This window comes from Synechococcus sp. PCC 7502 (assembly GCF_000317085.1).
In the GTDB taxonomy this organism is placed as follows: domain Bacteria; phylum Cyanobacteriota; class Cyanobacteriia; order Pseudanabaenales; family Pseudanabaenaceae; genus PCC-7502.
On record NC_019702.1, the window covers coordinates 2,848,658 to 2,861,222 of the forward strand.

Below are 12,565 nucleotides of genomic sequence, written 5' to 3' on the forward strand. Positions count from 1 at the left end.
GCGATCGCATTTTTGCTTCTAATTCTTGTAACCCAGCCTGAGCTTGATTGGGATACAGGGAATTTAGCAAAAGATCAACCTCCTGCTTTAGGGGTGGACTTCTTAAATGTTCTTAGTGTTTGATTTGATAGACTGTAGTAAGAAAGTAGTCTTAAATGAAGTCATGGCGGAAAAAATCGTAGTAGGTCTATCAGGTGGTGTAGATAGCTCTGTGGCAGCAGCATTGTTGCATAGTCAGGGCTACGATGTGACAGGACTAACCCTATGGCTGATGAAAGGTAAAGGACAGTGCTGTTCAGAAGGAATGGTGGATGCTGCTCGGATTTGTGAACAATTGGGAATTCACCATGAAATTGTTGATAGTCGCGATCGCTTTACCGAAAGTGTAATTAACTATTTGGTGGCTGGCTACGCCGATGGTTATACTCCTCTACCCTGCTCTCGCTGTAACAAGGCGGTGAAGTTTATGCCGATGCTTGATTATGCTCAAGAGCTTTTTGGCATTGATCGCATTGCCACTGGACATTATGCAAGGGTAAATTTTGATCCAACCACAGGCAGGTATCAGTTACACCGCGCCGTTGATCGCACTAAAGATCAATCCTATTTTTTGTATGAAGTCGGGCAGGTAGAATTTAGTAGATGTGTATTTCCCTTGGGCGATCGCACTAAAACTGAAACCCGTCAAATTGCCCAAGAGTTGGGATTAGTTACGGCAGAAAAGCCTGAAAGTCAAGACCTATGCTTAATTGAAGCACATGGCTCCATGCAGGGATTTTTAGATCAGTATATCCATGCTCGTACAGGTAATATTATTGATCGCCAAGGTAACATCTTGGGAACCCATGAAGGTAGTCACCATTACACCATTGGTCAACGCAAAGGATTAGGTATAGCGGCTGCAAACCCCCTGTATGTTTTGGCAATTAATGCGGGTAAAAATGAAGTGGTGGTAGGCGATCGATCCGAGGCTCAAGATCAAGAATGTTTAATTGATCAAATTAATTGGGTATCTTTAGCTCCAACTACTACTCCCTTTAAGTGTGAAGTCCAAATTCGCTATCGTTCACCTGCGGCATTAGCCACAATTGTGCCGCTAGAGGGCAATCGGGCAAGGATTATTTTTGATGAACCCCAGTTTAGTATTACCCCCGGACAGGCAGCGGTATGGTATGACGGTGATTTGGTATTAGGTGGTGGATTAATTACCGAAGTTGTGAGGTACTGATTAGTTAGCTAAATATTAACTGATTCTGACTTTGTAGCCATAGGTTATAAAGACTTTGCTCAAGGCGATCGCCTAGATTAGTTGCGAAAATCCCTGATACCACTTCACTATTGGGATTACTGCTAATCCATGTACCGCAAAAGCTAACTTCTAAATAGTCGCAGTCAGCATTGCCCAGAGATACATTTGGAGAATTGAAGTAGGCGATCGCTAATTGTAAAGATGCCAACTGCACAGGATCGACCGCAAGCAATATTGAAGCATACCCCAGCTCAATATGAATACTTTGGGCAATTCTCGTAGCAAAAATCTTGCGCTCAGCTATAAACTCAGCCACGGAAATAGGTAGCCACTCCATATGCAGACTAGATTCAAGATAAGTAAGTTTTAACATTTCTGTTACGGTTACCTTTTAGTAAAAATAAATTAATAAAAAAATCCCCACTTTGGATGAAGCGGGGACAGAAAATCATGGGATTTATGCTTGTCGTTATGTAGTTATTACCGCTTTACTGCAATTATTAATAATTCTGCTGCCATCATTTGGGCGTAAATCTCCAAAGCAAATTACCATTTCTCCGACTTCAAAAAGTTGGGTTAGGGAGAAGTTAATAAAATGCTGTGGATACCAATAGGCTTTCATCGTGAGCAGATTTGAATTTTTGAGGTTTAGATAATACACTTGTAGCATATACCTTTTGGTTTTGTAAATATCAAAAAAGAATAAACAGGAGTAATCATGCAAACACTACATCAGCCCCTTTCCACTACAGAGATGGAAGTTACGAGTATTCGGTTAGAACGAGAGCTAAAGGAAAAACTAAAAGCCCTATCTGGGAATCAGGGTTATCAGGCTCTGATCCGAGATGTGTTGTGGAATTTTATCGAAACTCAGAGTGCAAATGCTAAATCGCAAATCGATCGCAGTGAAATTCGTGCCACCGTCCCAGCTACCGCCGCCCAAGAACAATACTGCATGCTTACGGGTAAGCTAATTCAAGCACAGGAATCGATGCTATTAGGTTTAACTGCAAAGGGAGTTTTGGTGCCCCTCAGTATAGGAAGTATAGGCAGTTTCTAATTCCTCCAAACTGTCATGCGCAAATAATCGCTTAATCCTGAAGAAATGCGATCACTAATCAATACGGAACCTGTCGCTTTGGTAATGCTCCTTCAACTTCCGTTTTAGACCACGATTGCCGCGCCCACGATCTCCATAATCTTTATGTAGTAGATGGCAGTTTCTTTCCTTCTAATGCGGCGGTGAGTCCTGCTTTGACGATTATTGCTAATGCTCTAAGAGTAGGCGATCAGTTAATCGAGAGGTTAAAGTCACTACATATATGGCTTAATTGCATAGTACAGGGTGTTTGGTATTATTCTTAATACCCTTACTTAGACTAACCTCAAAGCAAAATGCAAACAATACATAATCAAGATTACCAAAAACTTATATGAATCTCGATAAAGCACTTGTTGAGTTAGTACGCAAAATATTTGCACTTGGCGTTCCTGCCATTGTTTTGGTCATTTTTATGGCTACTACTGGTTTACTACCAAATCGAAGAGTATAGGCTACAGATGGTATAAGGCTGTGGGCAAAGAAATCATATTGAAAGGCTCAACTGTACTTTAAGGCAAAGGGTTGCTCGTCTGGGCAGAAAAACTCTTTCTTTTTCTAGGAAATTAAAGAATTATATTGGAGCTATTTGGTTATTTATCCATCACTACAATTCTGAAATTCAATCTAAGCTCTGCATCATGCCCTCTTGCATCACTACCTGTTTTTGGATTATGCTTCTCAATATTGGTAACAGTTGCAGACTTACAAAATCCCTTATGATCGCAGTAACTACCACATGACTTCTTCCACTCATGATAAGTATCCACTTAATCTCCTCCTCTGTAAATACTCAACTACTGTGATTAAGAATATAGAAAAGTGCTGAAGCATCAATAAATAACACCTCACCTTTGCGATCGCCATAGTTATCAACTAACCCTTAGTCCTAGCATTAGTTCTAAGAAACTCTAGGCAAACTTGATTTTAAGATAGTCATCCTCTATTTTTGCCCCACTGGGATTGAGTAGGGATAAAGCCTGAGGTAGAACCAGATTACGGCGATGGTTGCCAATCCGAATATTTAACTCATCTCCCGTTTTAGTAAGTTCAACATTCTCTTTGGGAACTCCAGGTAGATATAAATCTAGTCGATATAATCCATTCTCTTCAACTACTCTGAGCGTGGTTTCCTTATAGTAAATTTGGGTTGGGTCTTCATTCCCGCATAAATTATCTTTTAAGCGTTCCAATGCTTCTAAGCCACACATCTCTTCAGAATACAAAGGAATCTCTTTGACTGGTAAAGGATGAAAATCATTATGGATCATCTCACGATATTGCTTTTGAGATTTTTTCCACGACTGAAAAAATGGGTCTTGCACAGAATCTGGAATAATCCGATTAGCGATGACTAAATCTGTAGCAACATTGTATAAACTTAGATAGGAATGCGCTCTTAAGGATTCTTTAATTACCATCTTTTCGGGATTTGTCACCAACCGAACTGTTGTGATGGCGTTGTTAGTTAGAACTTTTTCTAGTGCCTCTAGTTCTTCATAAAATTCGTAGGGAGCATCCATGACATCCTGATTTGGTAGTGAGAACCCAGTAACTCGCTTAAAAATTGGTTCAAATACTGGACTTAATACCTGTGCCATTCCCTGTAACGGCTTATAAAATTTGCGCATATACCAACCTGCCACTTCGGGTAAGGAGAGTAGTCTAAGGGCAGTTCCGGTGGGAGCAGAGTCAATAATTAAAATATCAAAATCCTTGGCATCATAGTGACGCTTAACTCTAACTAAGCCAAAAATCTCATCCATCCCAGGAAGAATTGCCAGCTCTTCAGCTTGCACACCTTCTAAACCTCTTGCCTGTAATACTTCACTAATATAACGTTTGACTGCACCCCAGTTACCTTCAAGTTCGCGTAGAGCATCGAGTTCAGCACCGTAAAGATTAGGACGAATTAATTCTGGTTCATGTCCAAGGGGGCGATCGAAGCTATCGGCAAGGGAGTGAGCAGGATCGGTACTTAAAACTAGGGTTTTATAGCCTAATTCAGCGCAGCGTAACCCAGTAGCTGCAGCTACAGATGTTTTTCCAACTCCACCTTTCCCAGTCATTAAAATAATTCGCATTGCAGTTTTGTTGGTTAATTAAGTTTAAATGAATTGTTAAGAAGTTTATATTTTTACTAGCTTAACATTAAACCAAAAGTAACTATTTAATCGCAAATGATCTAGGACTTACGCATTGACAGAATAGCAAAGAAATGTAGTGCAACAGCATGGGATTTAGACAAATTTAGGACTTAGGCAAGATTCATAGGAATAGAAGGATTTATGAGTTGAGATTTTAAGTAATCCGACAAAAGCCCAAGCTTGAGTTGGTAAAACTATTTACCAACTTGAAAAGCTAAACGCTTGAGCTGATTCCATACCAGCATGGCACAAGCAATATGATTACGTTGAATTCTGGACTTGGGGCATTGGCAAGCCTCAACACCAGTCAATTGTTTGAATTCACGATGAAATTCCTCAATATTCCACCTGATGTTTTGCGTAAGTCCTAAATAGAATATTTAAAGCTAGTTCTAGAGATTAAGCTCTTATGAAAACTACAGAGCAGAATTCAACCAAAGAAGATATCTTACGTTACCTACTTAAACAAGGACAAGCCACTGCTCAAGAATTAGCTGAATGTTTTACGATCAGCCCCCAAGCGGTGCGTCGCCACCTTAAGGACTTGGAGTCTGAGAACTTAATTCAGCACCAAGTAGAGCCGATCATTATAGGTCGTCCTCAGCATATTTATCAACTTAGTATAGAAGGCAGAAAGTGGCTAAGACATAGCTACAATGAGCAATCTGAGAGTCATGATAAGTTTGCCGTTACTCTACTAGATAATTTGATTGAAACCCTAGGCGTGGAGCAGGTAACTCAAGTTTTACACAAACAATGGCAGCGCAAAGCGGTTAACCTTTATGAAAATATGGGCAATGGTACTTTGGAAGAACGCATCGCTAATCTGGCAAAAATTCGACGAGCTGAGGGCTATGTTGCCGAGTGGCACAAAGAAGGTGATGGTTATATATTTACTGAATATAACTGTGCTATTTCCGAGGTAGCCGAATCTTTCCCTAGTGTCTGTAGCCATGAATTAGAGATGTTTGGTGAAGCTCTCCCCGATTGTGATGTGGTACGTACCCATTGGTTAGCAGATGGTCAACATCGTTGTGGCTATTTAATTAAAACTAAAACAGGGAAAAAACTCGCAACCCAAAATGTTAAATAGAACTAGTTCCTTTCTGCCCATTGCCTTGTCAATTCAATTGATCAAACTTTTTCTAGCACAAATAAGTTTTGCTATCACTTCTTAAAAGCTACTACCGCATTCTGTCCCCCAAACCCAAAGCTCAAGTTGAGGGCAGTTTTAATTGAACTAGTGTTAGCTGATCTAACAAAATTCAAATCAAACGCGGGCGATGAGAGGGTACAAATTTTGTTAAAAGGCACAAGAACTGTAATTTTACAGGAAGAACCCTAATCTGGGTTACAAGCTAGTTTACACTCTCTAAAGGTAATCGTGTTCCTAAAATACTCAAATTTAAGATATGTCCACCGGTAACCAGATATACGGGATTAGCAAAGCTGCCAACTTTTCTAACCAATAAACCCAAGCGATCGCGAAATAACCTTCCCATGGGATAGGCAGGAACTACACCCCATCCGACTTCTTCGGCAACAAGAATTACACTAGACTTGGTGATCTGGAGACTAGTTAAAAACCCAGATAAAATTTTCTCCCACACAGAATCTTCCACATCTAAAAGATTTGCAACCCATGTGCCAAGGGAATCCACCAATAGGCAAGTATGAGCATGACTTGATTCTAAAGTTTGGGCTAACTCTCTTTCCACCTCTAAAGTTTGCCAAGTTTCAGGACGGCGATCGCTATGTTGTTTTATCCTTTGCAGCCATTCCGTATCACTTGGATCAATACGAGCAGTAGCGATATAAATTACAGGTTGCCCTGACTGAGATGCTAAAGTCTCTGCCCATTCACTTTTACCAGATCGTGAAGCTCCCGTTATCAAAGTAATCATGGCTGTAATCCCATTTGCTTAAGAATTTCCTCAATAGTACTTAAAAGTTGATTTTGATCCCAGTTGCGATAAAGACTGGCAGCGATCGCACAGCCCCCAGCCCCCACTCCTTCTTTGACAAATCCCTCCTCATATCGACGAAGTTGTGAATATTTAGATTGGGTAAAACTTAACTTTGTGGCTAATAAAATTGGTTCTGGGCTAATTGCCTGTGCTAGTCCAACGGTGTCACCTGTGAGGTCTTCAGCTACCCATTTAGTTGTTCCCACTGCAATATTCTCTGGTTGCCAAGTTAGATGTTCAAACTCAGCGATCGCCTTAATCAGGGCATAAACCGCTAACATTTGCGTTCCTCCTGCTAATAAAACTCCAATCTTGTGGCTAGCAGTGATCGCCATTCCTGCCACTACAGGTTGCATGGGATCACCTACGGCAGCAATTAAATCTAAGGGATTCTGATTACCTAAATTTATTAAATTTAAATCATCAAATTTTGCTAATCCTAATTTCACCAATTCCGCTTTTTGGGCATGATTGCACTGAGCGTGACTGCTATTAATTTTACCTGTGGCATTAATTCCTAAACCTGTAAATATGCCTAGGGCTGTAGTTGTGCCGCCGACCACACATTCCCCAATCACGATATAGCTATTTTCCTCTTCAGCAAATTTTTGTCCCCAAGTCAAACCTTGATTAAATAAATATCTAACCACCTGAATGGGTAAAGCTTTACCAGTTTCAATTGAGTTGGCAGGTATTCCCCCTAAGTCTATACAGGGAACATTTGGAGCTTTAGGTAAACCCGCATTAAATATTTGTAAAGGCAATTGCAGATTTTCAATCACTGCCCGCCCAATGACTACGGGTGACACTCCCGCCGTTAAAGGTGGTAACGGATAGGAACAAATATATTCCCCTCCATGCCATAGGAACTCTGCATCAGCCAAAGCTGTATATTGCCGATCGCTAGGAGTTGCCCCCGCTGCCGAAATATTCGGAATTAAACCTGTAGCTGTAAAGCCCAGCACACAAGCAATACTGGGACGTAATCCTTTATATTTTTGGAGCCAGCGATCGCCCATTTGAGAATTTGTATAGCATTTAATTAATCCATACTCCATTTTTCTTACTTGATTAACTTATTAAGATTTCAGGTTGGGAGATTTAGTAAATATCAGCAAATGTTGTTGGGAAATATCTCCTCTGGTTTCCTGTAAATCTAGCCCAACTGCCTGCATTTCTCTAATTACCTGTCGAGTTGTCATTTTATGCAGGGGTTTAATGGCAATAAATGGATTCTCAGCTTTGTACTCTACTAATGCAACTCTACCATTTGGCTTCAAGGCTTTGACTATGCCCTTCATCATTTCTTGAGGATAATCAAATTCATGGTAAGCATCCACCATCAAAGCTAAGTCTATACCGACGGTTGGTAAATTCGGTGAGGTGTTGGTGCTAAGGATCGGCTCCACATTAAGATTATTTTTTTCAGCTTTGAGAAGAGTCAAAATCTCAATCATTTCTGGCTGAATATCTACGGCATAGACTTTATTAACCGATGGAGCAATGCGAAAACTAAAATATCCTGTTCCTGCGCCAATATCAGCTACGGCATCTGAAGATTTAAGTTTCAAGCTATCTATAACCTTTTGTGGTTGTTCTTCTTTTTCCCTTGGCGATCGCTCTAACCAACTTGCCCCTTGATGTCCCATAACTTGAGCAATTTCTCGACCCATATAAAACTTGCCAATGCCATCTGGATTGTGGTTAGCTCTGAATTGATAGGAATCGGCATAGGCTGGAGAAATCAGGCTAAGAGCAATTACTAAACTAAAAATTATTTTTTTGAGCATTGTATCTAGTAGTTGCTAAGCCTCAAAAACAATACCGTCAAAGAGTTGCTCAATGGGAAAAGTTAAATTAATACTTTGAAGTTCCACTAAATTTGTAGTCTCACTCCCAGCCACATAGTTAATAATTTCCCATCTACCCTGATGATTTTTGCGATACAGATCGATTTCCATTTTGTCTGAGCTTACCAAAACATAATCCTGCAAACTATCAGACCGCCGATATAGATTAAATTTTCCACCACGATCATAACCTTCGGTGCTTGGGGATAAGACCTCCACGATTAAGGATGGATAAGTAATGAATTTTGTGGCAGTCTTGTCTCGATCATCACAGGTAACACTAACGTCTGGATATACAAATTCTCGAGATTTATGAATTTCTACTTTGACATCAGAAGTAAGCACTCTGCAACTTTTACCTCTCAAGTGATTACCAAGAAGGGTAATAAAATTTGCAGCAATCTGTCCATGATTCACTGAGCCCCCAGTCATGGCAAAAACTTGACCATTAAGGTACTCATGCTTAATTGGTTGGGTTTCTTCCCACACTAAATATTCTTCGGGAGTGAATTTCTGCGGTGGATTTTCGTAGGCAGCAACCATAATTTATGTCCTCATTAAAAAGTAATCTGAAAACTATGATCTGGCTCCAATTTATTGCTTAATGGCATGATCTGATGGATGCTTGTAAATTTTTTAGGGCTTGGGATTCACCTAGATTTTTACAATCGCCGAGAAGTTGATATAAATTTTCCTTAGAGAATTTTGGTAATGCTGAACTGGATTCAACCTCAGTATAGCCAGTTTCACCCAAGTGATAAATGCCTAGGAATTTGCCGTTGTAACGCCATAGTTCAGGGATGCCCATACTGCCATAGAGATTAAATTTATTGATGTCAGAGTGGGTAATATCTACCTCCACTACTAAATCAGGTTGCGGGTCTTGATTTAAATCAACGGTTTTCCCCCTCACCAACGGCTCATTTTGAATGTAATGGCACTTATCAGGTTCTGCACCTTTTTGCAAATTGGGGAAGTTAAGAGTGGTCGATCCCATACTTTTAAGGTTATATCCCGACTCTAGGGCGAAAATAGCAATATATCTAGTAATTAATTCATTACTACGCTCATGTTCTTCAGTGGGCATGGTGATTTCTAGTAAACCTGCATCATAAATTAAGCGGGAGGAGCGATGATCTCCCAATATTTGCAAAATTTGCTCATAGCCAGACCATGAAATATTCTGTAAAACTACTCTTTGCTCTGCCTGTGTAGTCTCTGTTTGGGAGTGAGTGAGTATAGGCATAGGATTTTGCTTAAATATCTTCACGCAATTTATCTAAAATTGTTCTGTCCTCTAGAGTAGAAGTATCACTGGTAATTTCTTGACCAGCAGCGATCGCTCGCAGTAATCGCCGCATAATTTTTCCCGAACGGGTTTTAGGCAGAGCATCAGTAAATCTAATTTCCCCGGGACGGGCGATCGCCCCAATTTCTTGGACAACGTGCTGTTTGAGTTCCTTCGTTAATTCAGGACTGGAGGTAAATTCTCGTTCTAGGGTGACAAAGGCAAAAATATCTTCCCCTTTAACCTCATCGGGCTTACCGACTACCGCCGCTTCAGCTACCGCGGGGTGAGAAACAAGGGCAGACTCAATTTCCATAGTGCCAAGGCGATGACCTGCCACGTTAATTACATCATCAACCCGACCCATGACCCAAAAATAGCCATCCTCATCCCTTCTGGCTCCATCCCCCGCAAAGTAAACGTATTTACCATCCTGGGGCGGAATATGTTCCCAGTAGCTCTTACGGAAGCGATCGCTATCTCCATAGACAGTTCGCATCATACCGGGGTGAGGATACTTAATTACTAAATAACCGCCTTCATTATCCGCCGCAGGATTACCGTCTAAATCAACCACATCGGGAATAATACCGGGGAAAGGTAAAGTCGCAGAACCGGGTTTAGTGGGTATGGCACCGGGCAGTGGGGTGATCATAATGCCTCCAGTTTCAGTTTGCCACCAGGTATCGACAATGGGACAGCGATCGCCTCCAATTACATCTTTGTACCACATCCAAGACTCAGGATTTATTGGTTCCCCCACGGTGCCAATTAAACGCAAAGACGATAAATCACGGGCATTGGGCAGTTGCTCCCCCATTTTAATAAACGTGCGAATGGCAGTGGGTGCCGTATAAAAAATTGTCACCCCATGTTTTTCAATGATGTCCCATGTACAACCAAAATTGGAAGGTCGGGGCGCACCTTCATACATCAAAGTTGTAGCACCATTGGAGAGGGGACCATAGACTATATAAGAATGTCCAGTGATCCAGCCCACATCAGCAGTACACCAAAATATATCCGTATCTTTTAGATCAAAAATCCATTTACTCGTAATGTGACTATAAAGGTTATAGCCGCCTGTGGTATGAACGATTCCCTTAGGTTTGCCCGTACTACCACTGGTGTAGAGGATAAATAGCATATCTTCACTATCCATTGGCTCTGGATCGGATTTGGCGGATACTCCAATCTTTAAATCATCTAACCAGCGATCGCGACCTTCAAGCATTTGAATATCCTGTTCCGTACGCTTAACCACAATTACATTAGTTACAGAAGGAACTACGTCATTTGCTAAAGCTTTATCCACCTGTTCTTTTAATGGCACGATCGCATCTTTGCGCCAACCACCGTCGGCGGTAATTACCAACTTAGCTTGAACATCTATTAAGCGATCGCGTACAGCTTCGGCACTAAATCCACCAAAAATGACAGTATGAGGCGCACCAATTCTGGCACAGGCAAGCATGGCAATCATAGCTTCAGGAATCATCGGTAAATAAATGCCAATGCGATCGCCTTTTTGAATACCAAGGGATTTTAAGACATTAGCAAATATACAAACTTCTCGATGCAGTTGAGCATAGGTCAAGGTGCGACTATCACCTGGTTCACCTTCCCAAATTAGGGCAGCTTTATTTTTACGATCAGTTAATAAATGGCGATCGAGGCAGTTATAGGTAATATTAATTTTGCCACCATCAAACCACTTTGCCACAGGCGGTTGCCAATCTAGGACTGTATGCCATTTTTGAAACCAGTCTAATTCCTGCTCAGCTAACTCCGCCCAAAATGCTTCAGGATTTGCCTTGGCTTGGTTGTAAATTTGTTGATATTGGGCAAAACTTTTAATATGTGCAGATGCGGAAAACGCTTCAGAAGGGCTAAATAGGCGATTTTCGGCAAGAATAGACTCGATCGCAGGCTGGGACATAGAATAAAAAATTTAGATAAAAATTTTGGATATTAACGTATTTCTCAGTATAAATTGATTTACCTTAGATATGAGGTTGATCTGACTTAGGCAGTGACAACTTTTAGAAATCATAGAAATTAGTGAATTAGCATGAATCTATACTCTAGTTCTCCCGCCAGTTTTGAAGAAAAACTAGACAAATTATGCACAGCGATCGCCTTGATTGCCACCAGCATTGACGAGTTAAAAACTGTGACTATTGAACAGGGTAAAATCGTTGAAAAGGCATTACAACTAGCTGCTAATCAGCAAACGGGTATGGATAAATTTGTTGATGCTTTTTACGAGCAAGCCAAATCGGTAACGGAATTACTTCTAGCTTTAAAAGAATCCACCGAAGCTGCCAGACAATTAGCCAAAGCGGGTGAATCTTCCCAAGCGATCGCTAAATCCCACCAAGAAGCAATCCGAGACTTACTGCAAGAGCTTCGCCAAAGCCGCAATAATTAAATTTTAGTTTTTATTTAGTTTTTAGAATGTCCGACAATATACCCCAAGTACCCCAAAAACTTTTATTTGTCTGTTTAGGAAATATCTGTCGCTCTCCTTCGGCGGAAAATATTATGAATCACTTAGTTGCAGTCCAAGGAAAAAGCGATCGCATTATGTGTGATTCTGCAGGTACTGCCAGTTATCATACGGGGGCAGCCCCAGATCGACGCATGGCAATTGCTGCAAAAAAACGAGGTATTACCCTACATGGCAGAGCCAGACAATTTTCTCAGCAAGATTTTCAGCAATTCGATCTAATTTTGGCAATGGATCGCTCCAATTATCAAAATATATTGGCACTAGACCCCGAACAGAAATATCGAGATAAAGTAAAAATGATGTGTGATTTTTGTACGTCTTATCCAGACAAAGAAGTTCCCGATCCCTACTATGGCGGTGTAGATGGCTTTGATTATGTAATTGATTTGTTGTTTGATGCCTGTAACGGTTTATTAGCATCTGAATATTTAACCTAAGCTTTGATTAAATTTA

At 40.8% G+C, this 12,565-nt stretch carries 13 protein-coding genes and 3 pseudogenes; 7 read left to right on the forward strand and 9 right to left on the reverse strand.

Annotation, left to right across the window (positions count from 1 at the left end):
* Positions 1-106 precede the first annotated feature (106 nt).
* A complete protein-coding gene (gene mnmA / locus SYN7502_RS14230; RefSeq protein WP_015169479.1) occupies positions 107-1,228 on the forward strand; it encodes a tRNA 2-thiouridine(34) synthase MnmA in 1,122 nt (373 codons plus the stop codon).
* Between the two features lie 4 nt (positions 1,229-1,232).
* Here the strand turns inward: mnmA and SYN7502_RS14235 are convergent, their stop codons facing one another.
* Positions 1,233-1,622 carry an alr0857 family protein gene (locus SYN7502_RS14235; RefSeq protein ID WP_015169480.1) on the reverse strand — a complete coding sequence of 130 codons (390 nt, stop codon included), beginning with the start codon at positions 1,620-1,622 and terminating at the stop codon, positions 1,233-1,235.
* Positions 1,623-1,967: 345 nt separating this feature from the next.
* Between SYN7502_RS14235 and SYN7502_RS14240 the strand changes: the two genes are divergently transcribed.
* The 3 genes and pseudogenes from SYN7502_RS14240 to SYN7502_RS21455 form a co-directional block, all read left to right on the forward strand.
* Complete coding sequence (locus SYN7502_RS14240; protein WP_015169482.1) at positions 1,968-2,309, forward strand: ribbon-helix-helix domain-containing protein; 342 nt, start codon at positions 1,968-1,970, stop codon at positions 2,307-2,309.
* A 47-nt stretch (positions 2,310-2,356) separates the two neighbouring features.
* Positions 2,357-2,614: pseudogene (locus SYN7502_RS19065) on the forward strand (GMC family oxidoreductase); the annotation flags it as partial.
* 210 nt (positions 2,615-2,824) lie between these two features.
* A pseudogene (locus tag SYN7502_RS21455) lies at positions 2,825-2,977 on the forward strand (IS1 family transposase); the annotation flags it as partial.
* A gap of 282 nt (positions 2,978-3,259) precedes the next feature.
* Here SYN7502_RS21455 and SYN7502_RS14245 read toward each other — a convergent pair.
* Together SYN7502_RS14245 and SYN7502_RS21050 are read right to left on the reverse strand one after the other, a co-directional pair.
* Complete coding sequence (locus tag SYN7502_RS14245; protein ID WP_015169484.1) at positions 3,260-4,432, reverse strand: TRC40/GET3/ArsA family transport-energizing ATPase; 1,173 nt, start codon at positions 4,430-4,432, stop codon at positions 3,260-3,262.
* 173 nt (positions 4,433-4,605) lie between these two features.
* Positions 4,606-4,848: pseudogene (locus SYN7502_RS21050) on the reverse strand (IS701 family transposase); the annotation flags it as partial.
* 56 nt (positions 4,849-4,904) lie between these two features.
* Between SYN7502_RS21050 and sufR the strand changes: the two are divergent.
* Positions 4,905-5,588: an iron-sulfur cluster biosynthesis transcriptional regulator SufR gene (gene sufR, locus SYN7502_RS14250; RefSeq protein WP_015169485.1), complete on the forward strand. Its 684-nt coding sequence runs from the start codon at positions 4,905-4,907 to the stop codon at positions 5,586-5,588.
* A gap of 265 nt (positions 5,589-5,853) precedes the next feature.
* On the opposite strand, the gene cobU is transcribed toward sufR, so the two are convergent.
* From cobU to acs, 6 genes are read right to left on the reverse strand one after another with little or no spacing between them, the layout of a single operon-like run.
* Positions 5,854-6,399 carry a bifunctional adenosylcobinamide kinase/adenosylcobinamide-phosphate guanylyltransferase gene (gene cobU / locus SYN7502_RS14255; RefSeq protein WP_015169486.1) on the reverse strand — a complete coding sequence of 182 codons (546 nt, stop codon included), beginning with the start codon at positions 6,397-6,399 and terminating at the stop codon, positions 5,854-5,856.
* Complete coding sequence (cobT, locus tag SYN7502_RS14260) at positions 6,396-7,520, reverse strand: nicotinate mononucleotide-dependent phosphoribosyltransferase CobT (protein ID WP_015169487.1); 1,125 nt, start codon at positions 7,518-7,520, stop codon at positions 6,396-6,398. The genes cobU and cobT overlap by 4 nt, the downstream gene beginning before the upstream one ends.
* Before the next feature lie 21 nt (positions 7,521-7,541).
* Positions 7,542-8,252 (reverse strand): class I SAM-dependent methyltransferase, encoded by a 711-nt coding sequence (locus SYN7502_RS14265; protein WP_015169488.1) that lies wholly within the window; start codon positions 8,250-8,252, stop codon positions 7,542-7,544.
* A 15-nt stretch (positions 8,253-8,267) separates the two neighbouring features.
* Positions 8,268-8,855 (reverse strand): Uma2 family endonuclease, encoded by a 588-nt coding sequence (locus SYN7502_RS14270; protein WP_015169489.1) that lies wholly within the window; start codon positions 8,853-8,855, stop codon positions 8,268-8,270.
* Between the two features lie 58 nt (positions 8,856-8,913).
* A complete protein-coding gene (locus tag SYN7502_RS14275) occupies positions 8,914-9,558 on the reverse strand; it encodes a Uma2 family endonuclease (protein WP_015169490.1) in 645 nt (214 codons plus the stop codon).
* Positions 9,559-9,568: 10 nt separating this feature from the next.
* Positions 9,569-11,539 (reverse strand): acetate--CoA ligase, encoded by a 1,971-nt coding sequence (gene acs, locus SYN7502_RS14280; protein WP_015169491.1) that lies wholly within the window; start codon positions 11,537-11,539, stop codon positions 9,569-9,571.
* Between the two features lie 132 nt (positions 11,540-11,671).
* On the opposite strand from acs, the gene SYN7502_RS14285 reads away from it, so the two are divergent.
* Positions 11,672-12,031 carry a uroporphyrinogen decarboxylase/cobalamine-independent methonine synthase family protein gene (locus SYN7502_RS14285; RefSeq protein WP_015169492.1) on the forward strand — a complete coding sequence of 120 codons (360 nt, stop codon included), beginning with the start codon at positions 11,672-11,674 and terminating at the stop codon, positions 12,029-12,031.
* Between the two features lie 26 nt (positions 12,032-12,057).
* Positions 12,058-12,549: a low molecular weight protein-tyrosine-phosphatase gene (locus SYN7502_RS14290; RefSeq protein WP_015169493.1), complete on the forward strand. Its 492-nt coding sequence runs from the start codon at positions 12,058-12,060 to the stop codon at positions 12,547-12,549.
* Positions 12,550-12,565 lie beyond the last annotated feature (16 nt).

Excerpts from the sequence above, each read along its gene's own strand:
- mnmA (WP_015169479.1), top strand. The coding sequence starts at position 107 with ATGTTCTTAGTGTTTGATTTGATAGACTGTAGTAAGAAAGTAGTCTTA.
- SYN7502_RS14235 (WP_015169480.1), bottom strand. The coding sequence starts at position 1,622 with ATGTTAAAACTTACTTATCTTGAATCTAGTCTGCATATGGAGTGGCTA.
- SYN7502_RS14240 (WP_015169482.1), top strand. The coding sequence starts at position 1,968 with ATGCAAACACTACATCAGCCCCTTTCCACTACAGAGATGGAAGTTACG.
- SYN7502_RS14245 (WP_015169484.1), bottom strand. The coding sequence starts at position 4,432 with ATGCGAATTATTTTAATGACTGGGAAAGGTGGAGTTGGAAAAACATCT.
- sufR (WP_015169485.1), top strand. The coding sequence starts at position 4,905 with ATGAAAACTACAGAGCAGAATTCAACCAAAGAAGATATCTTACGTTAC.
- cobU (WP_015169486.1), bottom strand. The coding sequence starts at position 6,399 with ATGATTACTTTGATAACGGGAGCTTCACGATCTGGTAAAAGTGAATGG.
- cobT (WP_015169487.1), bottom strand. The coding sequence starts at position 7,520 with ATGGAGTATGGATTAATTAAATGCTATACAAATTCTCAAATGGGCGAT.
- SYN7502_RS14265 (WP_015169488.1), bottom strand. The coding sequence starts at position 8,252 with ATGCTCAAAAAAATAATTTTTAGTTTAGTAATTGCTCTTAGCCTGATT.
- SYN7502_RS14270 (WP_015169489.1), bottom strand. The coding sequence starts at position 8,855 with ATGGTTGCTGCCTACGAAAATCCACCGCAGAAATTCACTCCCGAAGAA.
- SYN7502_RS14275 (WP_015169490.1), bottom strand. The coding sequence starts at position 9,558 with ATGCCTATACTCACTCACTCCCAAACAGAGACTACACAGGCAGAGCAA.
- acs (WP_015169491.1), bottom strand. The coding sequence starts at position 11,539 with ATGTCCCAGCCTGCGATCGAGTCTATTCTTGCCGAAAATCGCCTATTT.
- SYN7502_RS14285 (WP_015169492.1), top strand. The coding sequence starts at position 11,672 with ATGAATCTATACTCTAGTTCTCCCGCCAGTTTTGAAGAAAAACTAGAC.
- SYN7502_RS14290 (WP_015169493.1), top strand. The coding sequence starts at position 12,058 with ATGTCCGACAATATACCCCAAGTACCCCAAAAACTTTTATTTGTCTGT.